General features: G+C 48.1%; 27 protein-coding genes. 11 read left to right on the top strand and 16 right to left on the bottom strand.

The genetic code is table 11. The features are described from left to right. The first annotated feature begins 252 nt into the window (after window positions 1–252). The 8 genes from CWI73_RS08755 (at window position 253) to srmB (ending at window position 8,762) form a co-directional block, all read left to right on the top strand. Window positions 253–993 carry a metalloregulator ArsR/SmtB family transcription factor gene (locus CWI73_RS08755; protein ID WP_126752425.1) on the top strand — a complete coding sequence of 247 codons (741 nt, stop codon included), beginning with the start codon at window positions 253–255 and terminating at the stop codon, window positions 991–993. Then, the gene (arsB, locus tag CWI73_RS08750) at window positions 980–2,020 is read left to right on the top strand and encodes an ACR3 family arsenite efflux transporter (protein ID WP_126752424.1); all 1,041 of its coding nucleotides are present in this window, start codon (window positions 980–982) and stop codon (window positions 2,018–2,020) included. The genes CWI73_RS08755 and arsB overlap by 14 nt, the downstream gene beginning before the upstream one ends. Before the next feature lie 10 nt (window positions 2,021–2,030). Then, window positions 2,031–3,026 (top strand): ArsJ-associated glyceraldehyde-3-phosphate dehydrogenase, encoded by a 996-nt coding sequence (locus tag CWI73_RS08745; RefSeq protein ID WP_126752423.1) that lies wholly within the window; start codon window positions 2,031–2,033, stop codon window positions 3,024–3,026. Further along, entirely contained in the window at window positions 3,026–4,243 is a 1,218-nt protein-coding gene (gene arsJ / locus CWI73_RS08740; RefSeq protein WP_126752422.1) for an organoarsenical effux MFS transporter ArsJ, read from the top strand. Before CWI73_RS08745 ends, arsJ begins: the two co-directional genes overlap by 1 nt. Further along, window positions 4,240–4,917 carry an NADPH-dependent FMN reductase gene (locus CWI73_RS08735; protein ID WP_126752421.1) on the top strand — a complete coding sequence of 226 codons (678 nt, stop codon included), beginning with the start codon at window positions 4,240–4,242 and terminating at the stop codon, window positions 4,915–4,917. The genes arsJ and CWI73_RS08735 overlap by 4 nt, the downstream gene beginning before the upstream one ends. Before the next feature lie 215 nt (window positions 4,918–5,132). Then, a complete protein-coding gene (locus CWI73_RS08730; protein ID WP_126752420.1) occupies window positions 5,133–6,623 on the top strand; it encodes a SulP family inorganic anion transporter in 1,491 nt (496 codons plus the stop codon). A gap of 11 nt (window positions 6,624–6,634) precedes the next feature. Beyond that, window positions 6,635–7,486 carry a universal stress protein gene (locus tag CWI73_RS08725; RefSeq protein ID WP_452176796.1) on the top strand — a complete coding sequence of 284 codons (852 nt, stop codon included), beginning with the start codon at window positions 6,635–6,637 and terminating at the stop codon, window positions 7,484–7,486. A gap of 22 nt (window positions 7,487–7,508) precedes the next feature. Continuing rightward, window positions 7,509–8,762 (top strand): ATP-dependent RNA helicase SrmB, encoded by a 1,254-nt coding sequence (gene srmB, locus CWI73_RS08720; RefSeq protein WP_126752419.1) that lies wholly within the window; start codon window positions 7,509–7,511, stop codon window positions 8,760–8,762. Here the strand turns inward: srmB and CWI73_RS08715 are convergent. From CWI73_RS08715 to pomA, 4 genes are all read right to left on the bottom strand, one after another. Further along, a complete protein-coding gene (locus CWI73_RS08715) occupies window positions 8,759–9,091 on the bottom strand; it encodes a VanZ family protein (protein WP_126752418.1) in 333 nt (110 codons plus the stop codon). The two genes, srmB and CWI73_RS08715, sit on opposite strands and share 4 nt — an antisense overlap. 12 nt (window positions 9,092–9,103) lie before the next feature. Further along, complete coding sequence (gene thiI / locus CWI73_RS08710; RefSeq protein WP_126752417.1) at window positions 9,104–10,558, bottom strand: tRNA uracil 4-sulfurtransferase ThiI; 1,455 nt, start codon at window positions 10,556–10,558, stop codon at window positions 9,104–9,106. Window positions 10,559–10,624: 66 nt separating this feature from the next. Next, window positions 10,625–11,563: a flagellar motor protein MotB gene (locus CWI73_RS08705; RefSeq protein WP_126752416.1), complete on the bottom strand. Its 939-nt coding sequence runs from the start codon at window positions 11,561–11,563 to the stop codon at window positions 10,625–10,627. 2 nt (window positions 11,564–11,565) lie between these two features. Further along, the gene (gene pomA / locus CWI73_RS08700) at window positions 11,566–12,333 is read right to left on the bottom strand and encodes a flagellar motor protein PomA (protein ID WP_126752415.1); all 768 of its coding nucleotides are present in this window, start codon (window positions 12,331–12,333) and stop codon (window positions 11,566–11,568) included. A 181-nt stretch (window positions 12,334–12,514) separates the two neighbouring features. On the opposite strand from pomA, the gene CWI73_RS08695 reads away from it, so the two are divergent. From CWI73_RS08695 to dxs, 3 genes are read left to right on the top strand one after another with little or no spacing between them, the layout of a single operon-like run. Beyond that, on the top strand, window positions 12,515–12,751 hold the full coding sequence (locus CWI73_RS08695; protein ID WP_058576199.1) for an exodeoxyribonuclease VII small subunit: 237 nt from the start codon (window positions 12,515–12,517) through the stop codon (window positions 12,749–12,751). Next, window positions 12,748–13,635, top strand: coding sequence for a farnesyl diphosphate synthase (locus CWI73_RS08690; protein ID WP_126752414.1), 888 nt, complete (start codon window positions 12,748–12,750; stop codon window positions 13,633–13,635). Before CWI73_RS08695 ends, CWI73_RS08690 begins: the two co-directional genes overlap by 4 nt. Before the next feature lie 4 nt (window positions 13,636–13,639). Further along, entirely contained in the window at window positions 13,640–15,490 is a 1,851-nt protein-coding gene (gene dxs, locus CWI73_RS08685; RefSeq protein WP_126752413.1) for a 1-deoxy-D-xylulose-5-phosphate synthase, read from the top strand. Window positions 15,491–15,845: 355 nt separating this feature from the next. Here the strand turns inward: dxs and CWI73_RS08680 are convergent, their stop codons facing one another. The 12 genes from CWI73_RS08680 to CWI73_RS08625 form a co-directional block, all read right to left on the bottom strand. Continuing rightward, complete coding sequence (locus CWI73_RS08680) at window positions 15,846–16,310, bottom strand: phosphatidylglycerophosphatase A family protein (protein ID WP_126752412.1); 465 nt, start codon at window positions 16,308–16,310, stop codon at window positions 15,846–15,848. Window positions 16,311–16,313: 3 nt separating this feature from the next. Continuing rightward, window positions 16,314–17,318 (bottom strand): thiamine-phosphate kinase, encoded by a 1,005-nt coding sequence (thiL, locus tag CWI73_RS08675; RefSeq protein ID WP_126752411.1) that lies wholly within the window; start codon window positions 17,316–17,318, stop codon window positions 16,314–16,316. Window positions 17,319–17,320: 2 nt separating this feature from the next. Then, window positions 17,321–17,740, bottom strand: a complete 420-nt coding sequence (nusB, locus tag CWI73_RS08670; protein WP_126752410.1) for a transcription antitermination factor NusB — start codon at window positions 17,738–17,740, stop codon at window positions 17,321–17,323. Between the two features lie 2 nt (window positions 17,741–17,742). Beyond that, entirely contained in the window at window positions 17,743–18,207 is a 465-nt protein-coding gene (gene ribH / locus CWI73_RS08665) for a 6,7-dimethyl-8-ribityllumazine synthase (protein ID WP_053953707.1), read from the bottom strand. A gap of 70 nt (window positions 18,208–18,277) precedes the next feature. Continuing rightward, a complete protein-coding gene (locus CWI73_RS08660) occupies window positions 18,278–18,925 on the bottom strand; it encodes a GNAT family N-acetyltransferase (RefSeq protein WP_241968877.1) in 648 nt (215 codons plus the stop codon). Next, the gene (locus tag CWI73_RS08655; RefSeq protein ID WP_126752409.1) at window positions 18,919–19,524 is read right to left on the bottom strand and encodes a lysophospholipid acyltransferase family protein; all 606 of its coding nucleotides are present in this window, start codon (window positions 19,522–19,524) and stop codon (window positions 18,919–18,921) included. Before CWI73_RS08655 ends, CWI73_RS08660 begins: the two co-directional genes overlap by 7 nt. A 3-nt stretch (window positions 19,525–19,527) precedes the next feature. Beyond that, on the bottom strand, window positions 19,528–20,406 hold the full coding sequence (locus CWI73_RS08650) for a DUF3014 domain-containing protein (RefSeq protein WP_126752408.1): 879 nt from the start codon (window positions 20,404–20,406) through the stop codon (window positions 19,528–19,530). A 10-nt stretch (window positions 20,407–20,416) separates the two neighbouring features. Continuing rightward, window positions 20,417–21,193, bottom strand: coding sequence for a peroxide stress protein YaaA (yaaA, locus tag CWI73_RS08645; RefSeq protein ID WP_126752407.1), 777 nt, complete (start codon window positions 21,191–21,193; stop codon window positions 20,417–20,419). Window positions 21,194–21,228: 35 nt separating this feature from the next. Then, window positions 21,229–22,167, bottom strand: a complete 939-nt coding sequence (secF, locus tag CWI73_RS08640; protein WP_126752406.1) for a protein translocase subunit SecF — start codon at window positions 22,165–22,167, stop codon at window positions 21,229–21,231. Between the two features lie 15 nt (window positions 22,168–22,182). Further along, window positions 22,183–24,027, bottom strand: a complete 1,845-nt coding sequence (secD, locus tag CWI73_RS08635) for a protein translocase subunit SecD (RefSeq protein WP_126752405.1) — start codon at window positions 24,025–24,027, stop codon at window positions 22,183–22,185. Between the two features lie 29 nt (window positions 24,028–24,056). Beyond that, complete coding sequence (gene yajC / locus CWI73_RS08630; protein ID WP_053953701.1) at window positions 24,057–24,392, bottom strand: preprotein translocase subunit YajC; 336 nt, start codon at window positions 24,390–24,392, stop codon at window positions 24,057–24,059. Between the two features lie 138 nt (window positions 24,393–24,530). Beyond that, window positions 24,531–26,045 (bottom strand): sigma-54-dependent transcriptional regulator, encoded by a 1,515-nt coding sequence (locus CWI73_RS08625; RefSeq protein WP_126752404.1) that lies wholly within the window; start codon window positions 26,043–26,045, stop codon window positions 24,531–24,533. Window positions 26,046–26,144 lie beyond the last annotated feature (99 nt).

Below are 26,144 nucleotides of genomic sequence, written 5' to 3'. Positions count from 1 at the left end.
CCTGCCATTGATATCAGGTGAGGGCTGAAACAGGAGCACGCCCGACGGTTACAGCGGACCATTGTGGAGGTGTGCAGCGCCATGGATGGCGCTGCTCAAGCCCTACAGGGATGTATTCACGGGCGTCCTCCACAATGGTTCCTGTAGCCTCAGCGCTCTTGGTTCAGTCCCCAGCCTCCCAGCTTGGCTATTGCGCGGCCAATATATTCGGTATAACATATATATGGAATATCGAATATATGGTGTTACCTGATGACGAAAGTTTTGTTTCTGTGTACGGCGAATTCTGCGCGGTCTTTGATGGCGGAGGCTATTTTTCGGCAGTTTGCTGGTGATGACTTTGAGGTTGCCAGTGCGGGTACTGAGCCGACACAACCTGAGCCGGGTGCTTTAGCGGCATTAGAGCACTTGGGTGTTGAAACGGATGGGCTGCATTCAAAAGCGCTTGCTGATATTGATCTCAATAGCTTTGATTACGTGATAAGCCTGTGTGATCGAGCTCGCACTGAATGCCAGACTTTATGCGGTGATCAGCACTTCATTGCCTGGGACTTCCCCGACCCGGTGACCAGTAAAAAAGCGGATGCTTTTAAGAAAACGGCGCACGAATTAAGAGAGCGTATAAAGATGCTGTTGCTTATTTTACGCAAGAAAAGTGACCGTCCGCAGCTGTTTGATGCACCTCATGAGTTCTTCAAAATTATGGCTGACCCCCTGCGCCTGAAAATGATTCTAATGCTGCAACACCATGGTGAGTTATGTGTTTGCCAGTTTGTGGACGCGACTGGTATGTCACAGCCAAAAGTGTCGCGGCATTTGGCGCAACTGCGCGAATACGGCTTATTAGCCGACCGTAAAGATCAGCGCTGGGTGTACTATCGAATAAACCCGGCCCTACAAGACTGGATGGCGACTATCATTAATACTACTGCGACTTATCACGCGTCGTTGATTCCTCAACAAGTCAAGGATGTCGATAATGGGTGTGTTTGAACGGTTTTTATCGGTTTGGGTTGCTCTGGCGATTATTGCAGGAACCTTACTGGGCAACGTATTCCCGGCAATTTTTGAGGTTTTGTCAGGTATTGAGTTTGCGCAGGTTAACCTGATTATCGCCGTACTGATTTGGCTGATGATTTATCCGGTCATGGTACAGGTCAACTTCGAGTCTATTACACAAATTGCTAAAGAGCCCAAAGGGCTTATTCTAACGGTCGTTATTAACTGGCTGGTAAAACCCTTTACTATGGCCCTGGTCGGCTGGCTGTTTTTCAAAGGCGTATTTGCTGATTTCATTCAGCCCGAAACTGCTAACGAGTACCTGGCCGGGGTCATTCTACTCGGTGTTGCTCCGTGCACAGCTATGGTGTTTATCTGGAGCCAACTGACCAAAGGCGATGCCAGTTATACGCTGGTACAGGTGTCGGTCAACGACGTCATTATGATTTTTGCCTTCGCCCCTATTGCTGCCCTGCTGCTGGGTATTACCGATATTATTGTGCCCTGGCAAACCTTGCTGTTAAGTGTTGGCCTATACGTAGTAGCACCGCTTATTGCCGGGCTGTTAACGCGCCAGCGGCTAAAGAGCAAAGCAACATCGCGACAGCATAATGTCGACTCTGCGCTGCAAGCCTTTGATGCACGCATGAAGCCCTGGTCTATTATCGGGCTATTGCTAACGGTCGTACTGCTGTTCGGCTTTCAAGCGGAAGTTCTGCTTACACGTCCATTGGACATTGCCATGATAGCAACACCATTGCTGATACAAACCTACGGCATTTTTGCTATTACCTTTATTATTGCGTTATTAATTAAGCTGCCCTATAGAATTGCGGCACCAGCCTGCTTAATTGGCACTTCGAACTTTTTTGAACTGGCAGTAGCTGTAGCTATTTCACTATTTGGCTTGCAGTCCGGCGCAGCGTTAGCCACGGTTGTTGGTGTACTGGTTGAAGTTCCGGTAATGCTCTCTTTAGTGTGGTTCGCTAACCCGACTCGTCACTGGTTTAGTCAAAATTAAGGAGTCTTTTATGACTATTAAGGTTGGAATTAACGGTTTGGGTCGTATTGGTCGTTTAGCCTTGCGCGCGGCGTGGGACAATCCTGAGCTGCGGGTTGTGCAGGTGAATGACCCGGGGGCTGATGCGGCAACCTTTGCACACCTTCTGAATTTTGATTCGGTGCATGGTCGTTGGGGCTATGAGGCCGAGGGTGCGGATAACTCGATTCAAATTGGCGGGGAGCGTATTGCCTTCTCTCAGCAAAAAACCATTGCCGACAACGACTGGCGTGGTTGTGATGTGGTTTTAGAAGCTTCCGGCAAAATGAAAACCGTAAATGTTCTGAATGATTACCTGTCACAAGGCGTAAAACGAGTTGTAGTATCCGCTCCGGTCAAAGAGCCCGGCGCTTTGAATATTGTAATGGGCGTTAATGACCATCTATATGATCCTGACAAGCATCAGATAATCACTGCTGCGTCCTGCACCACTAACTGTCTGGCGCCAGTAGTCAAAGTGCTGCAGGACAAAATTGGTATTAAACACGCCTCTATCACTACTATTCACGATTTAACCAACACGCAGACCATTCTTGACGCACCGCACAAAGACTTACGTCGGGCCCGCGCTTGCGGCATGAGTTTAATTCCGACGTCCACCGGTTCGGCTACTGCTATTGTGGAGATTTTCCCAGAGCTGAAAGACAAAATTGATGGACATGCGGTACGTGTTCCTTTAGCCAATGCATCGTTAACCGACTGTGTATTCGAAGTGGAAAAAACCATTTCTGTTGAAGAGGTTAACGACTGGATGAAAGAAGCCGCAGAAGGTGAACTTAAAGGCATTCTGGGTTACGAAGAGCGCCCGTTAGTGTCGATAGATTACAAAACGGACCCTCGCTCAAGCATTGTCGATGCCCTGTCCACCAAAGTCATTAACGGTACGCATGTAAAAATTTACGCCTGGTATGACAACGAGTGGGGTTATGCCAACCGCGCGGTTGAGCTGGTCGAAAAGGTCGGTTAATGCTGAGTCAGCTGTCGCCGGCAATACGCCAATACTTAATTGTTACGGGCAACTACTGGGCTTTTACTCTGACTGACGGCGCGCTGCGTATGCTGGTGGTGCTGCATTTCCACCAGTTGGGTTACAGTGCGCTGGAAGTCGCTATGTTGTTCCTATTCTACGAATTTTTTGGTGTGGTCACTAACCTGTTTGGTGGCTGGCTGGGCGCTCGTTGGGGGCTCAATCGCACCATGAACATTGGGCTTGGTATACAGATTGTGGCGTTAGTCATGCTGTTGGTACCCAGTTCTATGCTCACCGTCATTTGGGTGATGGCTGCTCAAGCGCTATCTGGCATTGCCAAAGATCTCAATAAAATGAGTGCCAAAAGCACCATTAAGCTATTGGTGCCGGACGACAAGCAGGGTCAGCTGTATAAGTGGGTCGCCATACTCACTGGCTCAAAAAACACCTTAAAAGGCGTTGGCTTTTTCTTGGGTGGCCTGTTGCTTACGTTAATTGGCTTTCAGGGCGCAGTGCTGTCCATGGCAATTATGCTTAGCGTGGTCTGGATAGGCAGTTTGATTTTCCTGAAGAAAGAGTCGGGCAAAGCCAAGTTCAAACCTAAGTTTAAAGACATTTTGTCTAAAAGCCGGCCTATTAATATTCTATCGGGCGCGCGCTTTTTACTCTTTGGTGCGCGCGATGTCTGGTTTGTGGTTGCTTTACCGGTGTTCTTAGCCAGCCAATTAGACTGGAGCCACTGGCAGGTCGGCAGCTTTTTAGCGCTTTGGGTTATTGGCTACGGCTTTGTACAAAGCATTGCGCCTAAATTCACAAAAAGTAGCCAGGACGTGCCCAAAACTCAGGCGATTGTCTGGAATGCACTACTGACTATAAGTCCACTCGCGCTTGGCTTGGCACTATGGCAGCACCTACCGATTGCCCAGAGTATAATTATTGGCTTAGGGTTGTTCGGCATTTTGTTTGCCATTAATTCATCCTTGCACAGTTACCTTATTGTCTCGTACTCACGCGCCGATGGAGTGTCTTTGGATGTTGGCTTTTATTACATGGCCAATGCCGCCGGGCGTCTGCTGGGCACCATTTTATCGGGTTGGGTTTATCAGCAATGGGGACTGGTTGCTTGCCTAATGATATCAACGCTGCTATTGCTATTATCCACGGCTGCAATTAGCTTTCTGCCAGCGAGAAATTCAGTTAAGGAACCACAATGAAATATTTAGTGTTTTTAGGCACGGTACGTGACAGTACGCCGCCCAAGCCAGCCAGACTGGGAGAGCGAGTGGCAAAAGCCTGCGTTAATTACCTGGAGCAAAGCTTCGACGACGCCGAAGTCGAACTTGTTGACCCTTTAGATTACTCATTTGACGATGTTTTCAAGCCACATTTTTCTTATCACGAAAAAGACGTTCCCGAGCAGCTGGACGCCCTGGCTAAGAAAATTGAAGCCGCCGATGCTTACGTGATGGTCAGCCCTGAGTATAACCACTCCATGAGTCCCGCTCTGGCAAACTTACTGAATCACTTCGGTGCGTCTTTGTATTCCTATAAACCCAGTGCCATTGTGACTTACTCGGCCGGTCAGTGGGGCGGTGTTCGCGCTGCGGTTAATATGCGTACCTTCATGTCAGAGTTAGGCTGCCTGCCGGTATCGGCTATGATCCACGTGCCTAAAGCACAAACAGTGTTTGAGGAAAATGGCAAATTCAATCAGGAAGTTAAAGACACTGAACGCTGGATCCAATATTTTGGCCGAACTCTGAATCAGTTATTCTGGTGGGCCGAAGCCGCTCAAAAACAACGCGAAGCTCTGAACCCGCGCAAGTTGGTCAGCGATTTTAAGAGCGACCCCTCGCAACGCAATGCCCCAGACAGCGACCGAAAATAATTTTTCGGTTGTAGTTGGCACATTTTATGCTAAAATTCGCGCTCTTTTTTTAACCAGCCTCAAACCATAAGGAGCCACCTACGTGCTGACGCGTATTACGCCACCCTAGCCGTCATTTCCCTGTCACAGGTGCGCAGTAGGCTGTTTACTGCTTTTCTGGCCATTCCGGCCACTTATTACTGTATTGTTTTTTTAAAATTTGGTGTCACTTAACTATGTTGAAGTCTATCCAGCAGAACTGGTTTTCTAATATACGTGGTGATTTGCTTTCAGGTATTGTCGTTGCTCTAGCGCTAATTCCTGAAGCTATCGCATTCTCTATCATTGCCGGTGTTGACCCGAAAGTGGGTTTATACGCGTCGTTCTGTATTGCGGTTGTTATCGCATTTACCGGCGGTCGTCCGGGTATGATCTCCGCTGCTACAGGCGCTATGGCCCTGCTTATGGTGACCCTGGTCAAAGACCACGGGCTTGAATACCTGCTTGCCGCCACTCTGTTGACCGGTGTGCTGCAGATAATTGCGGGCTACCTCAAGTTAGGGGACCTCATGCGCTTTGTCTCGCGCTCAGTGGTAACAGGCTTTGTGAATGCCCTGGCTATTTTGATATTTATGGCACAACTGCCCGAGCTGACTAATGTCACCTGGCATGTGTATGCAATGACGGCGGCCGGCCTGGCTATTATTTACGGCTTCCCTTACATTCCGGTCATTGGAAAAATTCTACCGTCTCCGTTGGTTTGTATTGTTTCTTTAACCATTGTTGCGGTGTTTTTAGGCCTGGATATTCGCACCGTTGGTGATATGGGCGAGCTTCCTGACGCCCTGCCGATATTCTTATGGCCTGATGTACCTTTAAACTTCGAAACCTTAGCCATTATTTTCCCTTATTCTGCGGCATTGGCAGTTGTCGGTATTCTTGAATCATTGATGACGGCGACCATTGTTGACGACTTAACCGACACGTCCAGCGACAAAAACCGCGAATGTAAAGGTCAGGGTATTGCCAACATTGGTTCTGGTTTACTTGGTGGTATGGCGGGTTGTGCCATGATTGGTCAGTCAATTATTAATGTAAAATCAGGTGGTCGTACGCGCTTATCCACCTTGGTTGCGGGTATTTTTCTGCTGATTATGGTCTTAGTGCTGGATAATATTTTGGTACAAATACCCATGGCAGCGTTGGTTGCAGTGATGATCATGGTCTCTATTGGTACCTTTAGCTGGAGCTCTATTCGAGACTTGAGAAAACACCCACTGTCGACCAATATCGTTATGGTGAGTACCGTTGCGGTTGTTGTCGCAACACATAACTTAGCATTAGGCGTTTTAGTCGGTGTGCTGTTGGCTGCCATGTTCTTTGCCAACAAAATCGGGCATTATCTGTATATTAAATCGGATGTTGATGCGGATGGCATTAAACGCACATACCGCGTTGTCGGCCAGGTGTTCTTTAGCTCGTCTGAGAAGTTTCTCGCCGCATTTGACTTTAAAGAAGGTGTTGAACGGGTTGTTATTGACGTGAGCAATGCCCATTTCTGGGATATTACCGCCGTTGAAGCACTTGACCGTGCAGTAGTGAAGTTTCGCCGTGAAGGTGCTGATGTTGACGTGGTTGGGCTGAACGAAGCCAGTGCCACCATCGTGGATCGCTTTGGTGTTCATGACAAACCAGAAGCGGTTGATAAGTTAATGGGCGGCCACTAAAAAGGAATTCGATGATGAAACATGTTGTTGCTTGTATTGACGGTTCTGCCTCGACGCAATCGGTGTGCGATTACGCCAGCTGGGCAGCGCTGCGACTTGAAACGCCACTGACGCTTTTCCACGTACTGGACGAAGCGCGTTATCCGACTGAAACGGATATGACGGGCAATATTGGTTTAGGCAGTCGTGAGGCCTTACTGGAACAGCTTGCAGAACTCGACCAACAACGCAGTAAGTTAGCGCTTGAACAAGGGCATCATATGCTGGAAAGCGCGAAAGCCCGCGCTTTGGAAGACGGTGTCGAGCAAGTAAACCTGCGCCAGCGTCATGGTGACTTAGCCGAGTCGCTGCATGAAATTGAAGACTCTATGCGCCTGTTGGTTATGGGATTACACGGCGAGGACACAACTCGGACTACTCGTGTAGGCAGCCAGTTGGAAACCGTGGTAAGAACTATGCACCGCCCTATCTTGGTGGCGCCTGAAGAATTTACTGAACCCAAAAGCGTTATGTTAGCTTACGATGGCAGTGACTCTTCACGAAAAGGCATACGCTTGCTGGCCGAGAGCCCGATATTCAAAGGTTTACCGCTGCATTTAGTCATGGTTGGCGCTGGCACCAACGATAACCATGCCTCAATTGAGTCGGCCGCAAACCACCTGCGCGAGCTCGGCCATGATGTCCGTTTTGAAATACGTTCGGGCGAGGTTGAACCAACGCTGCATGCGTATCAGAATGAGCACAATATTGACGTGTTGGTTATGGGCGCCTACGGTCATTCGCGTATCCGTCAGTTTTTGGTGGGCAGCACTACCACCAGTATTTTACAAACAACCAACTCGGCTTTGCTGTTGTTGCGTTAATGCAATTTAAAGAGGAAAAAAGATGGTCCCAGACTGGGAAGAGTTAGAACTGGATGATCGCTTAATTGGCGTTCTTAAAGCAGCCGATTTAAACAAGCCGGCCAAGGTTCAACAATTAAGTATTCCACAAGCGCTCGACGGTCGGGACTTGTTAGTGAGTGCGCCAACAGGCACCGGCAAAACGCTGGCCTTTTTATTGCCCGCGCTTCAGCATTTACTGGACTTTCCTCGTAAACAACCGGGGCCGGCGCGCATTTTGGTGTTAGCGCCGACGCGTGAGTTAGCCGAGCAAATACACCAGCAAGCCTCATTGTTTTCTGAGGCAACGGGTTTGTCGTCAGTGGTTGTCACTGGTGGTATCAATTATGGCAGTCAACTGTCTCAGTTGGAAAAAAGCCACGACATTGTGGTCGCTACGCCAGGTCGTCTGATGGACTTACTGGAAGCCGAACAATACAACTTAGAAAGCGTTGAGTGGCTGGTTATTGATGAAGCCGACCGAATGCTGGACATGGGTTTCGCCGCTACGGTAAAAGAAATGGCGTTGCAGGCGCGACACAGACAGCAGTCGTTGTTGTTCTCAGCAACTCTGGGTAGCTCTGGGGTTATTAAGTTTTCTAAAGAACTGCTGGAAGAACCCGAGTACATTGACGTGCAACCACCCAAGCGCGAGCGCGGTAAAATTGTTCAGTGGGTTCATTTGGCTGACACCGATGAGCACAAGCGTAAGCTTTTAGTCTCATCCCTAAAAGACTTTGACGGCCGCCAGTTTGTGTTTGTGCGTACTCGTGAGCGGGTTGAAATAGTCGCCAATTTCCTGCGCAGTGAATTTACTGATACGCGTAAAATTGTCACGTTAAGAGGTGACATGCCTCAAAACGAGCGTCAGCAGATTATTAATACGCTGAAGGAAAACCAGAACATCACGCTAGTTGCGACCGATGTCGCTGCCCGCGGACTGGATATTGATGACATTGCCCTGGTGGTTAATTACGACTTACCGAAACAAGCGGACGTCTACGTACACCGTATTGGCCGCACCGCTCGTGGTGGGCAAAAAGGTACGGCTATTTCGTTAGTCGAAGCGCATGACGCCCTATTACTTGGCAGGATTGAGCGCTATTTAGATGCACAACTCGACAGACGTGTTATTGAAGGGCTTCGTCCTCAATACAAATTCCCGTCGACGAAAAAGTCTAAGCCTAAGAAAAAGGCGAAGAAAGATACGAAAGGGAAAAAGCCGGTTAAGTCGAAAAAACCTAAAAAGTCGCGTTAAGAACGCGACTTTTTTAATACATGGTGTAAGCCAAAGTAAGCAATAACACCGCAAGCGTCGGCTATCCAGTCGTAGACATCGGCACCGCGTCCTGGTGCATAGCTTTGCGCAACTTCAATAGCCAAGCCGTAGCAGGCTAAAAATAACAGCGATAATCGGGCAGACAAGGCAAAAGCTTTGTGAAAGGTCATAGCCAGCACAAAAAATATTCCAAAATGAACCGCTTTATCTAAATAAGGGATACTTTGGGCGCCAGTCGTTGGAAATTGCCATAAAAACAACACCGTAGTGACGGTTAACAGAATAAAAAACAGCACTCTTGCCAGCATAAATACGTCTCTTTAGTCAGGCTTATAAACAGATACGTTGGTAAAGCCATTTTCGTGCAATAGCAACGCCTGCATACGGCTCATAATTCCCTGATCACAGTAAAGCAAATAGTCATGGCTTTGATCCAATTCAGGAAACTTCGTGGCTAATTTAAAAAACGGAATTTCGATGACCTCTGCATTAACGTTCAATGGTGCAGCTTCAATTTCATCGTCATTACGAATATCTATGATGACACTCTGTTTATTGAGTTCCGCTGTGGTGTCCGGCATTTTCAATTCGTTTTCAGTTTGCTCAGCAATATCCTGCATGCTCAACACATTCGATGCACGCACGACCTGCTCTAACAAATCCTGGTTCAACTTCGCTTCTTCCGCCTCGATAACTTCAGGTACCGCTTTCACCGTCGGCTTATTCGAAATAACCCCACAGTACTCCGGAATTGACTTAGCTAACGGCTCGGTGCCTATTTTCTTCGCTTCGTCGACAATTTCCTGTTTATCTTTGGTAATTAACGGGCGTAGCACCAATGTCGGCGTCGCCTGATCGATGACACGTAAATTTGATAATGTCTGGCTCGACACTTGGCCTATAGCCTCTCCAGTGACTAAAGCCTGGGCTTTTACATAGTGCGCAACCCGGGCAGCCGCCCTTAGCATTTGGCGTTTTAGTACAACCCCCATTTGGCCGTTATCGACGTTCGTTAAAATGTCATCGACAATAGGCGCGAAGTCGACACTAATAAACTTAATAGGGTGCGATGAGCTGTACTTTTTCCATAGGAAATAGGCGATTTGACGAACCGCGACTTCGTGAGCGTCGCCCCCTAAGTTGAAAAAGCAAAAGTGAGTACGCGCACCGCGACGAATAAACTCATAGCTGGCAACCCCCGAATCAAAACCGCCACTTAACAAAGACAGCACCGTTTCCTGAGTTGGAATAGGAAAGCCGCCCAGGCCGTCGATACGTTCACCAATTAAATGAACCACCTGATTGGTAATTTGCAGCTGTACTTCTTCGTCAGGTCGCGTGAGTTGCACTCGGGAATTCTCAGCATGTTTCAGCAAATAGCCGCCTATGTAGCGTTCAAGTTGCTGCGAGTTAAACTCGTGTTTGCCCTGGCGCTTTACACGCACAGCAAAGCTCTTGCCTTGTAGCCGTTTAATCCAGTGCTCGCCGACTAAATCAGCAATATCATCAAAGTCAGTTAACGGCTGCTCGATAACTTCAGCGAACCATGAAATACCCGGAGTGTTTCTGAGGAGCTCGCGTATGGCGTCGCGAGCATCATTACTGTCAGTATCCGCCGCCACTTCAATACGATCCCACAGCCACTTCACATAAATGGACGGGTGTATCGGCGCCAAAATTTTGCGCAAGTTATTGGTTAACACCTTACCGTGGCGTTTTCGTACGGATGCGCTTTTGATGGTAATTTCGGCGTGCAGACGAACAACAAACTTCATAGCAATATCATTAGACGTTGGGGAAAGTCGGCAATTATACGTGTCCTAAGCGCCAGAAACCAGCGCTTAGTCTATAACGTCAACTTCCTCATCTGACTCAGCTGCTTTACCTTGCATGACGGAAATTTCTACTCGGCGGTTACGGCGGCGGTTCTCTTCAGAGTTGTTAGGCACCAGTGGTTTGGTGTCTGAATACCCCATAACCACCATACGATCTTCGCTAAAGTCGTCTACTTTTAGCATTTCTTCGGCAACTGCTACGGCCCGTTTGCTGGAAAGATCCCAACGTGAGGAGTAAATTTCTGACACCACTTGCTCGTTATCACTGTGTCCTGAAACAGTGATTTCACCCGGAATTTCTTTAAGCGCAGTCGCTACTTCCTGAATAATTGGTCGGAACTGCGGTTGTAAGAAAGCGGACCCCTCAGGGAACGAGCCCTGCTCACGGATACGAATAATGATTTGCTGACCATGCTGCTCTAACTCAATGGTGCCTGCTTTAATTTCATTTTCGAGCTGTTGCTCAATGCGTCGCATCAGCTCTTTAGACACCTGAGTCATAGCTTCGGTGTTCTTTGATTCTGCCTGTTTTTCATCACTTTCGCTGTCTGCTTCCTGACCCCCGCGCTCGGTTTGCTGACCGCCGGCAAAATCGGACTGACCTTCCTGAAACTCCAGCATTTGCTGGGTCATTTCAACGGTTTGCTGCTGAATGGTTTCTATAGGTGTTGGTTCAGGACGCCCCGGACGGAACTCCTGAGCAATAACGCTAGTGCCTTTCGGAATGTCTTTCACTTCAATTTTATTCTGCACACCAAGTGCGTACTTCATTGAACCCGCTATTTGCTTAAACTTCAGCACGTCCATTTCTGAAAACGCCAACAGCAAGACGAAGAAACACATTAACAGTGTCATCAAGTCGGCGAACGTTGCCATCCACATGGGAAGTCCCTGTGGTGGACAATCGCACTCTTCTTCTTCGTCTCTTACTGTTTCAGAGACCATTATTACTCTTCCTCGTCCCCATCGCCGATACGCTTCGACTCAGCCAGGTAATTACGCAGAATACCTTCAATAACGCGCGGGTTCTGACCGTCCTGAATACCCAAAATAGCATCCAGAACCAGCTGCTGATTAAGCTTTTCCTGCTCGGCACGCAGTATTAGCTTATTAGCAATTGGAATAGCAATAACGTTAGCCAGAAACGCACCATACAGCGTTGTCAGCAAGGCAACAGCCATTGCCGGACCAATGGCTTTAGGGTCATCCATGTTGGACAGCATAGCCACCAGGCCAATCAACGTACCTATCATACCCATGGCTGGTGCTACATCACTGAGAATTTTAAAGACTCGAGCGCCCTCTTCATGACGCGCAAAGCTCATTTTTATGTCTTTCGAAAGAGTTGTTCTGACAACTTCTGCGTCGTGGCCGTCGACCAGCATGTCGACACCTTTACGGAAGAATTTATTGGGGATTTCGGCTTCTTCCAGTGCTAAAAAACCACCTTTACGGGCAGCATCAGCCATTTCAACTGCAGTGTCGATAAGCTCTTGCGGGTGTTCAATTTTGAAAAAGAAGGCTTTTACGACAACCTTGCCGGTGCCCAGGAACTGGCTAAGCGAGAAATTTGCGAGCGTAATGAACAGGGAGCCGCCAAAAACAATAAAAAATGAGCGAGTATCAAGAAATAGCCCAATGTCTCCCCCTAAAACCATCGCCACAACCACGAAGCCAATGGCGCCGATGATTCCTATGAGCGTTGCAATATCCACTCAGTTCTCCTCCCCAATTCTCGTTTTGCCATTCCAGCTACGCTCCATTCTTAAACAATAGCGCTGCTCTGACAAGCATCTTCTTGTTATGTTACACAGGAATAATGAGATCATCGGCTGACATTCGGGATTCTTTATCGGATAATTAGCCCTAACACACAACAATTGCGCAAGAAGCATTATGTCAGAACAACAAAAAGCCCCGTCGTTTGAGCAGGCATTAGAAGAGCTTGAGTCATTGGTTAATGAGCTTGAGCACGGTGAACTGCCACTGGAAAAGTCGCTGGAAAAGTTTGAGAAGGCCATTCAACTGGCTCGCACCAGTCAACAACAGCTGCAACAGGCTGAGCAAAAAGTGACGACACTCATGGCTGCTCAGGAAGGCTCTGCTGATAATGATGACGGAGAAGTGATGTGAGCATTAATGCGTTAACGGCTGATGTGCGCGAGCAAGTCGACGCATTTTTAAAACAGCAGCTGGCGCGTCACTCTATTAATGAAACGCTTAGGCGGGCGATGGAGCATGGCGTGCTACTGGGCGGCAAGCGTGTCCGTCCTTATTTACTAATGACTATTGCCGAAATTTGCCGTGGCGATAAACAAGCCGCTTTGACGGCTGCCGGTGCTATTGAGCTGATTCATGCCTACTCACTGATTCACGACGACCTGCCCGCCATGGACAATGATGAGCTCAGGCGAGGCCAACCCACTTGCCACATTGCGTTTGACGAAGCGACCGCTATTTTGGCGGGCGATTCTCTGCAAACCCTGGCTTTCGAATTATTGTCAGAATCGCCGTTAGGTGGGTTGAAGGCAGAGCGTCAGTTGTCTATGGTGAATGCATTGGCTCGTGCGAGTGGCAGTGCCGGAATGTGTGCCGGCCAGGCAATTGACTTACAAGCCACCGGTCAACAGGTAAGCGAACACGAACTTGAACACATGCACAGACATAAAACCGGTGCTTTAATTGAAGCTGCGGCAACAATAGGCGTGCTGTGTGGTGAAGAGGAAGCACTAAAATGGCAGCCTCATTTTGAAGAGTTTGCGACCCATTTGGGGCTCGCATTTCAGGTTCAGGATGATATTCTCGACGTTATTGGCAACACAGAGCTACTGGGCAAACCGCAGGGCTCGGACACAGCGGCAGACAAGTCGACTTATGTTCAGCTATTAGGCGTCGAAGGTGCTCAAAAATACTTAAGCTCGTTGCATGAGAAAGCACTACTGTCACTCGCCGATATCCCTTACAATACGGCAAAACTCGAACAATTTTCTGACGTCCTGCTGAAGCGGGATCACTGAGCGAATGATACAAAATTACCCGTTACTCGATAAAATTAATTTTCCAGCTGATTTGCGCGAGCTTGCGCCGAGTCAACTGACCGATTTATGCGCTGAAGTGCGTCAGTTTTTACTGACCTCAGTCAGTCAAAGCAGTGGTCATCTAGCCTCTGGCCTGGGAACTGTTGAGCTTACTGTTGCTCTGCACTACGTGTATCACACGCCAAATGACAAGTTAGTTTGGGACGTTGGCCATCAGGCATATCCGCATAAAATTCTCACGGGTCGCAAAGAACAGCTGCATACCATTCGCCAGAAAGACGGTTTGCACCCTTTCCCATGGCGCGAAGAAAGCGACTATGACGTGCTTTCTGTTGGGCATTCGAGTACATCAATATCCGCGGCTTTAGGTTTAGCCGTTGCCGCGCAGCGTCAAAAACGTGAGCAGAAAGTGGTGTCCATTATTGGTGACGGCGCCATGACCGCCGGTATGGCTTTTGAAGCAATGAACCATGCCGGTGACATAAAGCCCGACATGCTGGTTATTCTGAACGACAATGACATGTCAATTTCAGAGAACGTCGGTGCGCTGAACCATCATTTCGCGCGCTTACTGTCTGGTCGTTTTTATACCTCATTACGCGAGAGCGGCAAGAAGCTGCTAAGTCCACTGCCTCATATTCGTCATTTCGCCAGCCGTGCCGAAGAGCATATGAAAGGCATGATGGCACCGGGCACAATTTTCGAAGAGCTTGGCTTTAACTATATAGGCCCCATTGACGGTCACGATGTTAATGCGCTGGTAGACACCCTACGTAATATGAAAGACCTGAAAGGTCCTCAGTTACTGCATATAGTGACGCAAAAAGGTAAAGGCTATAAGCCCGCTGAGAAGGATCCTATTGGTTACCACGGCGTGCCCAAGTTTGATCCTAAGTCGTCAGAGCTGCCACAAAAGGCACCGGGTGTTCCGAATTACTCCGATATTTTTGGTCAGTGGCTGTGCAGCACAGCTCAAAATGATAAGTCCTTGATGGCGATAACACCCGCTATGCGGGAAGGCTCCGGGATGGTCGAATTTTCACAAGCCTACCCTGAACAATATTTTGATGTCGCCATAGCCGAGCAGCACAGTGTTACCTACGCAGCGGGTTTAGCCATAGCTGGTATGAAACCTGTTGTCGCTATTTACTCAACGTTCTTACAGCGTGGTTACGACCAATTAATTCATGACGTGGCGCTGCAGAACTTAGATGTGTTGTTTGCGATTGACCGCGCCGGTATTGTTGGTGCCGACGGCCCAACCCATCAGGGCGCTTTTGATATTAGCTACATGCGCTGCATACCGAATATGGTAATAATGACGCCTAGTGACGAGCAAGAATGCCTGGATATGCTGACCACCGGTTATCAGTACAAGGGACCGGCCTCTGTTCGATACCCACGTGGTGCCGGTGTCGGGCTCGAGTTGAGAGACCCTGAACCACTAGAAATAGGCAAAGCCAGAACCGTCCGCGAAGGTGAAAAAATAGCATTCCTAAACTTTGGCACACTATTGCCTGAAGTTAAACAAGCGGCAGAGGCATTAAACGCCAGCATTATTGATATGCGCTTTGTGAAGCCTCTGGATACCCAAGCCATTGAAGACGCCGTTGCCAAACACGACAGTCTAGTCACCGTTGAAGAAAGCGTCATTGCCGGTGGCGCTGGCAGTGCCGTGCTGGAATATCTCGCCGACAAAGGCTTGTCTATTCCTGTCCTGCAGCTAGGACTCCCCGACGAGTTCATCAAACACGGCTCCCAAGCCGAAATCCGCACCGAACTCAACCTCGACGCCGAAGGCATAGAAGCCCAAGTCAAAGCCCGCTTTTTCTAGATCGAGGAAAAGCGAGCGCTGAGGTTATAAGGGGCACTATGGAGGACGCCCGTAAATACATCCCTGTAGGGCTTGAGCAGCGCCATCCATGGCGCTGCACACCTCCATAGTGCCCCTTACAACCTATGTGGGCGCTCGCTTATACCCCTCGATATTACGCAGCGACTATCTCTTTCTAGCCTGAAGGGACAGATAAGCCGCTTATAAGCGTTACGAGCATAGAGAAGCTTTACTGGGGAGTGTCGAAGGCCATGGATGGCCTTCGTCAAGCGTTCATGGATGAACTCGTAGCGTCTCCACAGGAAAGCTTCCCTATGCTCAAGCGAAATAAGAGGGTTATCTGTCCCCTCGGGCTTTAAAGGAAGTATGCCGCTATATGCAAGATGGCGGTGGTTAGGATGCCGGCTAGGACGTCGTCCATCATTATGCCGGTGCCGCCGGTGAGCTTTTTGTCGGACCAGCCGATGGGGCCGGGTTTCCAGATATCGAAAAGGCGGAATAGAAGAAAGGCGGCGATGAGCCAGGTTGCTTCAAAAGGTAATGCAAACATTGCGAAGCCGTAGCCGACTATTTCGTCCCATACGATAGATGGATGGTCGTGCTCGCCCATGGCTTTGGCGGTGTATTGGCACAGAAAGATACCGATAATTGTAGCCAGTATCAGGGCGATAAGTTGCCACTGCCATGTGAGTTGGGTAATCAGGTAGACAAAGGGTATGCCGACTAAGGTCCCGAAGGTGCCGGGGGCTTTTGGGGCTAACCCTGTGCCGAAACCAAGGGAGAGCCAGTGGATAGGGTTAAACCAATTCAGTTTCGGCATGACTTACTCGCCTTCTTTGACTATTTCTTCTTCGGCAAAGTGGTTAAAGCTTTTATAGCCTTGCGGAAGTTCCCACGGCTCGCCTTCGTAGTGCATGTTAATTTTTGCTTCAGCACCTTTCATTATCCGACCGATACAAACGGGTTTGGTCTTTAAATGCGATGTCAGCGTTTCCATGCGACCACGGTGCTCTTCAGGCAATGTAAAACATAGCTCGTAGTCGTCACCGGCTGTTAACGCCATAGCCAGGGCTTCATTGGCGTTTAATGTTTCGGTAAGTGCCAATGACAGGGGTAATTTTTCTAAATCGATTTGCGCGGAAACTTGTGCCTGATTCAGTAAATGCCCTAAATCGGCTATCAGGCCATCAGAGACGTCAATGCAAGACGTTGCAACGCCCCGAAGTACCTGCCCCATTGCCACCCGTGGTGTTGGGTAGTGCAGCCGCTCAATGACATGCTGCAAGTGGCGACCTGTTGTGCTGACTTTATTCTGTGTGACTTTTAAGCCAAGTCCTGCATCACCGAGTGAGCCACTCACGTAAACCCAGTCGCCGGGCTTTGCTCCGCTTCGACTAATTGCCGTCCCAGTTGGTAATTGCCCATGAGCAGTAACAGTTACCGTTAAAGGGCCTTTGGTTGTGTCACCACCGATAAGTTGGCAGTCATAGTAACGGCAGATTTCATCAAGGCCGCTACTGAACTCTGTCAACCAGTCTTGGTTAGTATTGGGGCAGGTCAGCGCTAAGCTCACCCAACTTGGTTGCGCCCCCATTGCCGCCAGGTCGCTTAAATTGACGGCAACAGCTTTGTGGCCGATGGCTCTTGGCGGCGTGGTTTTGTCGAAATGTACACCTTCAACTAAGGTGTCAGTAACCACAACGGTATCGTGCTCGGGCATGGGTTTAACGACAGCGCCGTCGTCACCAATGCCTATTACAACATCGCTCCGACAAGCGGAGCGATTTGCGAAATAATCGTTAATGAGAGAAAACTCGTCGTTAGGCATAACTATTTTCGTGCGGGTCGTAAGGTATCTACCGCTTTGTCCAGAACACCATTCACAAAACGATGGCTTTCGTCAGCACCAAATGATTTGGCAAGTTCAATCGCTTCGTTAATGGCAACTTTGTACGGAACATCCATGCGTTCGCTTAACTCGTAAGCCGCAATACGCAGAACCGCCAGCTCGATAGGATCAAGCTCGTTTATCGGACGTGCCAAAAATGGCTTCAAAGACTCGTCGAGCGAACGGTACTGACCGCCAACGCCTCGCACTAGCTCAAGAAAGTAATCTACGTCGACTTTGTCGGTGTCCGTATCTGTTAAAAACTGAGCTTCTATATCGCTAAAACTGTTTTGCGACAACTGCCAGGAGTAAATAGCCTGAACCGCTAACTTTCGTGCTTTTCTTCGTGCTGCAGGTTTCATCTTTAGATTTTATCCAGTACGTTGACCATTTCGAGCGCGCTTAAAGCGGCTTCGGAACCTTTGTTACCCGCTTTAGAACCGCTTCGTTCAATAGCTTGCTCTAATGAGTCTGTGGTAATAACACCAAAGGCTACCGGTAATCCAAATTCGGTTGCAACACGACCCAGTCCGCTATTGCATTCGCCTGCGACAAACTCGAAGTGAGGCGTGCCGCCGCGAATCACTGCACCAACAGCGATAATGGCGTCATATTTACCCGACTGCGCTAAACGCTTTGCTGTTACCGGAATTTCATAGGCGCCAGGAACACGTACCACAGTAATGTCGTCGTCTGCCACTTCGCCATAATGCTTTAATGTTTGAACAGCACCGTCCAGTAAGCTTTCAACAACGAAATGGTTGAAGCGAGATACGATAATGGCAAATTTTTTGCCAGCCGCATTGATACCGCCTTCAATTACCTGCATAAGTCTTCCTTAATTAACCTGTCTTTTATACTCAATAGCGAATTGCGCGCGATCATAGCACAACGAGGAATTATTTGCGTGAAATTGCGTATGAGAAATACTTTTCTTGTGTATCGAGGTTTCTGCCAATGTAGCGTGCTTTACTGCTTTCTAACAGTTGCAGAGCTGTTGCGTTATTTTCAGAGACAGGAAACATAACCTGCCGCCATGGCCAGCTTTCCCCAAGCCAACGCGTTAGTAAAGCGAAGAGATCGTTATGGAGGTTATTATCAACAGCACTTTCTAACAACCACCAGCTGACTTCTGCGTTATAGGCACTTTTTGAAATACCACTGTTTTCCTGGCGCTCCGACGCCACAGGCACCATATAAACCGCACCAATAATAGAATTGTCGGATTTATCCAATACAACATAAGTGAACGCAGTCTTTTGTTCGGCTTGTTCCAGGTGGTAATCCACCATTGTACTGTTTTGTTCCAGCGTACTTTTCTCAGAAGGCCAAGCCCAGCCGAGTTTCTTATACAACCATTTTTGTGATGTCATGTAAGAGTGAAAAAAGCGCGCTTTATCAGACTCACGTATAGGACGAATAATTAAGTTATTACTTTCAGCTTCACCAGGAACCGTCCATTGCTGTTGCCAAAAGTCGCCCGCCTTAGCCGGCATTGCGGCCAGTGCAAGAAAACACATAATGACAGCAGCCAAACTTCTCAGCACGATGCTTCACTCCGTTTGCCCTGCGCATGCGCGAAAAATGACTTCACGCGAAGCAGTTCTTTTTCAATTTCGTCGGTGATCATTAACGCTGGGCCAATATCAATAGCTTTACGAGCAAAGTCGAATGCAACCGGTATAACCGGTACTTTTGCTTGCTTCGCCATGTGCAAAAAGCCCTTTTTCCATTCCGTAACTTTTTTACGTGTTCCTTCCGGGGTGATAACCAGAATAAGCTCGTCCTTGCTACGAAACTGCTCCACCATGCTGCCAACTACGCCATTAGCGGCACTTCTATCGACAGGAATGCCTCCCAGCTTAGTCATCAGCGTTTTTATAGGAAAGCGGAACAGGCTATTCTTACCCAGGTAATTCAGTTTAAGTCCCATAGCAAGCATAACGAACGCGCCAACCGGGAAGTCCCAGTTTGACGTATGTGGCGCCACAGGAAGAATCGCCTTTTTAACCGCTGGCATACTGCCGTTAATTTTCCAGCCTCCCATGAGACGCATTCCAACACGACCAATCCAGCGCAAGAAACGGTTGTCTCTGACAGGAAATTCGCCTTTTACAAATTCAGGAAGCTGATCGTTACTTTTCATAAACTACTGCAGTGCCCTTTGGATTTCTCTAAGTTTTTGTTTAATACGCTCGATATTATCCGGCCCCATTCGCAACAATTGCTTTTGGGCTGCCGGTAACGCTTCATAAGCATCATCCGCATAAGTATACATGACACTGTCAGCGTTCACCTCGACCAAACCCTCCGGCACTGGTGTCGACAACAGCACATCGATAGCTTCGATTAGGGTGTCATCAAAGTTTGAATCCGGGTAGCCAATTTCCGCATACGCCTCCTGAACTAAAGGCTTAAATAGCTCGTAGTTGTCAGCTAATGCGTAGGCGTCCAGACTAACGAACCAGTCGACGAGTGCGTCGTAACGACGGTAGGAACTCTCATCAATATAAAGCTCACCATCCACTTCTATAACGCTAAAACGACCATCGGGGCGCTGCACAATAGTGCGGTCTCGAACAATACTGCCATTACTAATATTGTCGGCTAATACGACAGCGTCGCGGATAAGCTGAGAGCTTTTCAGCGGACGAATGTTAATATCGCTTGAGTCCAGCTCCTGTAAAACCGTCGGCGTACTGTTGTTAAGCTCTGGCAGTGCTATTTGTTCCGGCTCGGGGTCTTCTTCGGTTTGTTCAACCGGTTCAGGCTCTGGCTCTACGGGTTCCGGTAAAGGTTCCGACTCTTGTTTTGCAGGCTCTTCAGGTTCGTATGACTCTGCTTCTACCTCTGTTGAGGTTGACTGCTCCACGACAACCTTTTCTTGCTGCTGTGGCTTTTCCGAGGGTAACCACCACCAAATAACAGCAGCAATGACCGCAACCACAATGACAATAACAACGGCCCAGGTTGTTTTCCGGCTGGCATCTTCTGTTGCCGGAGAGTTTTCTACTTTGTCGTCACTCATTCAGGGCTCCTTATTTTTGCTCTGCCCGGCAAAACACCAACTCATTACCTTTTGACAGGTCTTCGTTGTAGCTGTATCCGGCCGCATCAAACTCTTTAAGATCAGACACAGATTGTGGCTTTTGGTTCACTATAAAGCGCGCCATCATGCCTCTTGCTTTCTTAGCATAGAAGCTAATGACTTTGTATTGACCATTTTTTTCGTCTTTAAACACCGGCGTTACAATGTCTGCGTTCAGCGCTTTTGGTTTTACCGCAGAAAAATACTCGTTCGATGCCAAGTTAACTAAGGTTGAGCTGCCGATAGCGTCCAGGTCTTTATTGAGCTGTTCTGTTATCGACTCACCCCAAAATTCATAGAGATTTTTACCTTTCTCGGTTTGCAGCTTCGTGCCCATTTCCAGGCGGTATGGCTGCATTAAGTCAAGAGGTCTTAATACACCATATAACCCTGACAATATGCGTAAATGCTGCTGCGCATTATTCACTGCGTCAGCATCTAACGAAGCTGCCTCTAAACCCGTGTAGACATCTCCGTTAAACGCATACAATGCAGGACGAGCATTTTCTTCCGTGAACGGCCGTTGCCACTCTTCAAATCGCGCAGCGTTAAGCCCGGCTAACTTATCACTAATTTTCATTAGCGAGCTTAAGTCTTGTGGGCTTAATTTGCGACAGACTTTAACCAAGGCCTCTGCCTGGTCCAGCATTCTTGGCTGGGTGACGTCTAACTTCGGCAAGTCACTGCCATAGTCTAGATTTTTAGCAGGTGAAACAACGGCTAGCATGCTCTAATCTCCTGTAATGTTAACTCAGGACCTTCTTATTGAAGAGGATCCTGGTCTGCACCTTCTTTTTCAACTTCCGGAGGCATTAAGTCTTCTCGGCTTACACCAAAGGCTAAGGCGACGGTACTTGCAATGTAAATTGACGAGTAGGTACCGATAACCACACCGAATAACAACGCTGTTGCGAAACCGTGAATTAATGGACCGCCTAAGAAGAACAAGGTCAATAACACCAAAATAGTGGTAATTGACGTGACTAAAGTACGGCTTAATGTGTCAGTCAGTGCCCGGTTAACCGTTTGCACCGGAGTCAGCTTAGCGAACTTACGGAAGGTTTCCCGAATTCGGTCACACACCACAACAGTATCGTTAATGGAGTAACCGATCACGGCTAAAAGAGCAGCCAGTACCGTTAAATCAAACTCTAATTGCAAGAAAGAGAATAGTCCCAACGTTAGTATCACGTCATGTGCCAATGCGGCTACTGCGCCGACCGCTAAACGCCATTCAAAGCGCATCGCAATGTACAGTAAAATACAGATTAGCGCTGTCAGCATGGCTAAACCGCCCTGCTCAATGAACTCGTCACCCACATTAGGGCCAACGAATTCAATACGGCGCATTTCAACTGTCTTGTCGAACTCTGCACGCAGTGCTTCGAGGATATTTGAGCCAAGTTCTTCGGCTTTTACGTCAGTACGGGGTTCCAGACGGATAAGAATATCTTCCTGCGTTCCGTAATTCTGCACAACAGCATCGCCGAAGCCTTCACTTTCTAAAGAGCTGCGCACGCGATTAAGATCGGCCGGCTCCTGAAAACCAATTTCCAGCAAAGTACCGCCGGTAAAATCGAGACCAAAGTTCAGCTTATTCACCGACAATGACACGATAGACGCAATAACCAATAATGCACTAATGATTCCGGTAACGCCCCGGAAGCGCATAAAGGGAAGTCGTTCTTCTGAATTAATCATATTCCTGTACCTCCCTTATATCGACAGCTTCGATAATCGCTTGCCACCCCAAACGGAGTTAACAATGGCACGCGTACCGACAATGGCTGTAAACATGGATGTAATAATGCCGATTGCTAAAGTAATAGCGAAACCTTTAATAGGCCCATTACCAATAGCGAACAGAATAAGTGCGGCAATTAATGTCGTGACGTTGGCATCGGCTATCGTCGACAGAGCACTGTCATAACCATGGTGAATAGCCTGTTGCGGACTGCGCTTGGCTTTTATTTCTTCACGTATACGCTCAAAAATAAGTACGTTCGCATCGACCGCCATACCAACGGTTAAGACAATACCTGCCATACCCGGCAAGGTCAGTGTCGCTCCTGGTATCATTGACATAACGCCAATAATTAAAATTAAGTTGGTTGCCAACGCCCCATTTGCGACCAGACCAAACTTCTTGTAATACACGACCATAAAGGCCAGAACTAAAACAAAGCCCCAGAAAATAGCCTGTGTACCCGAATCGATGTTTTGCTGACCCAGGCTTGGACCAACGGTTCGTTCTTCAACAATTTGAATAGGCGCAATAAGAGCACCGGCGCGAAGCAGCAGCGCCAGGTTTTGTGCTTCGTTAGCACCAACACCGGTAATACGGAAGCTACTTCCAAGACGAGACTGTACGGTGGCAACGTTGATAACCTCAGCACTTTTCGTGAATTGCAGGTTGCCTTCCGGGTCGCGCTCTTCAGTTGCTTCATACTCAATAAAGACCGTTGCCATTGGCTTACCAACATTGTCCTTTGTTGCCAACGACATTTTGTTACCACCAGCACCGTCTAGCGTTATATTTACCTGAGGACGGTTATATTCGTCGTAGCCAACGCCCGCATTAACAATGTGGTCACCCGTTAAAATAACGTCTTCTTTAAGCAGTTGCTGTGGACCGTCCCGCATTGGTAATAATTCACTACCAAAAGGCACGCGGCCATTTTGCGCATCACGCACATCGTTTTCAGTGTCGACCATGCGAAATTCCAGCGTTGCTGTCGCGCCGAGAATTTCTTTTGCCCGGGCAGTGTCCTGAACACCAGGTAATTCAACAACAATGCGGTTAGAGCCCTGGCGTTGAATGACCGGTTCGGCGACGCCAAGCTCGTTCACACGGTTACGCATAATGGTAATATTTTGGTCAACTGCGTAGTCGCGCGTTTCGACAATCTTCTGTTCGCTCATTTCTAAGCGCAAAATACGATTTTCTTCGTCTTCAGCAAGTACATAACCCTGATAACGGTTATCAAGATATTGGGCTGCCTGCTGATACGCTTCGTCGTTACGAAGCTCGACTTCGACAGCTGTGTCGTCAACTCGAACGGCGCTGTAACGGATACGCTCTTCACGCAACTCAGCTCTTACAGTGTCTTTCATGCCATCGACAATTTTGGACATTGCTTCGTCCATATCGATTTCCATTAAGAAGTGGACACCACCACGTAAATCAAGGCCGAGCTTCATTGGTTGTGCACCTAAGCTTTTCAGCCACTCGGGTGTTGCCGGTGCGAGGTTGAGTGCGACAATATAGTTGTCACCAAGGCTATCAAGAATGGTTTCTCTGGCCTTTAACTGTTCGTTGTCTGAGTTCAAACGAACCAACAGTTGTTCATTCTCTAATGACACGCTTTTCGGTTCAATGCCAACACTGTTCAGCGTGTTGCGCACGCGATCCATAGTGCTTGCATCAATGGTTGCGTTTCTATCTGCGGAAATTTGCACCGCTGGGTCTTCGCCATAAATATTTGGCAGCGCATAAAGCGCTGCCACTAATACAACAAAGATAACCAGCAAGTTTTTCCACAACGGGTATTTGTTTAACACGTCGTGCCCCTGCTTATTTCTTTATCACATTACAGTGATTTCATGGTTCCCTTAGGAAGAACAGAAGTAACAGCACCTTTTTGAATGGTCACTTCTAACTCGTCAGTCAACGCGATAACAACAAAGTCTTTTTCGTCGCTCACTTTGGTGATTTTCCCAACTAACCCACCTTGAGTCAGAACTTCGTCACCTTTGCTCAAAGAGCCCATTAATTCTTTGTGTTTTTTCACGCGCTTTGCTTGTGGGCGGTAAATCATGAAATAGAAAATCAAAGCGAACATGACCAGCATGAAGATAAGCTCCATACCGCCACCACTTTGTCCACCAGCGTCCTGGGCGTAAGCTGAGCTAATAAAAAAGTCCATAAGTTTCCCTCAAATTAACGTTAAATTATTATTCGTTATGATTGCTTCTCCAGAGATATGGGGACAAAGCAACCAAAATACAATTCGTAATTTACAGACAGCGTATCTTAACAGAAAGTTTTTCAACTCTCAGTAGAATCAAATGTCATAACCTAAGCTTTTTAAACGCCGTCTCAAGCCTATCTGTGAGACACGTAATTCCCACATCATTTTCTCGGTGTCGCCCCGGTGTTTTGCGTAGCTGCCTTTAATTTCCGATTCGCTAAGATCCTGCGCTGTCTGAAGGCCGTCAAAGCGCTGGATTAATTGATAAACCGACGCTCGCGAGATATTCAGCTGTTTAGCAACAGCCTGAAGCTCAAACCGGCAGCTTTCCAGCGCTCCGGTCAGCTCGCCACGACTTACACTATTCGGACGGCGCTGTTTAGGCGCGGATTCTACCGAACCCGTCTGAGGTGACTGAGGCTTCAATAAGGACAACAGTTGCGGGTCTAAATACAGTTGCTCTTGATCTCGGCTGTCGATAACAACCTGCCTCGCGACATTTCGAAGCTGACGAACATTACCCGGCCAGGTAAAAGTCATCAGCTGTTTCATCAACTCGCCCGGTATGACAAATTGATCCGCTTTTTCAGGATACAACTTGCGCCATTGCTCACGAACAAATGCGTCGAAGAGCAAGCCAACATCTTCTTTACGCTGCACTAATGGCGGCATAAATAGCTGATACGGCGCCAGCTTTTCAAACAGCATCGATACCATCGACGACTCATCAACGGCACTACTCTCCTGATGGCTGGTTATTATAATGCGACATTCAATAGGTATGGCTTTAGTGCTACCTTTAGGCATGACACTTTGGCTCTGCAATGCGCGGCTCAGTAATTGGTGGATGTTGTCTGAAGCGTCTTCGATATCTTCCAACACAATAGTGCCGCCAGCAGCCTGCTCGAAATAACCCGGCTGATGCTTAGCATTTCTGACCACACCAAATAACTCTGCTTCAGCGACCGCATCATGAACTGCGGCTAAATTCACTGATATAAAGGTTTTATTATCGCTAAATTGTTCTTTATGAATGGCATACGCGGCTTGTTGCTTACCAACACCAATAGCACCACGAATAATAACAGGTACGGACAACGTCGCCAGATGCTCAACTCGGTGACGTATTGCCTGAATATCTGCGCTAATACCCATTAGCGTATGGCTGTCGTCAACTGTCGTGTCTTTTAACGGAAGGCGTTTAAACAACAGCACAATACGATGGTTAAGTCCGAGTACGACACCGTTATCCAGTTCGTCCTCACTCACCAGATACTCGTCCTGAGGGCGGCGGCCGGCTAATGTCAGAACGGTTTTAGTGCTGTGCGCACGCAACTTGATGCCACCACTGTCAGTGGCCTCAAAGATAATAGGCGAGCGGCTCACATATTCATCGAGCAATGCGCGGCCGGCATTACCATTTTTCGCAAACTCAGGTTTTACACGACTTAAATAGTCCGTTCCTGATAGGTGCAAGTCGAGCAATGCCGCTCGCTCACCAATACGCTCCCGGTTCGGGTGCGTGGCTATAATGAGCATAGGCACGCGCTGGTATGACTCTACCAGTTCATCAACCGCATGTTTTGTGGTGCACTGGGTAACACTCATTGACGCTAATCCTTAGCTTGACTGTGTGTAAGACGGCATAATTTGTGCTGGGAATCAGCAAAGGTTAATGACAAACTAAGCCTTAACATTTTGACCTTT

Origin of the sequence: Idiomarina piscisalsi, assembly GCF_003987095.1 — a bacterium.
GTDB lineage: Bacteria > Pseudomonadota > Gammaproteobacteria > Enterobacterales > Alteromonadaceae > Idiomarina > Idiomarina piscisalsi.
The sequence above is the reverse complement of the archived record's forward strand: the minus strand, read 5'-3'. Positions and strand labels throughout refer to the sequence as shown.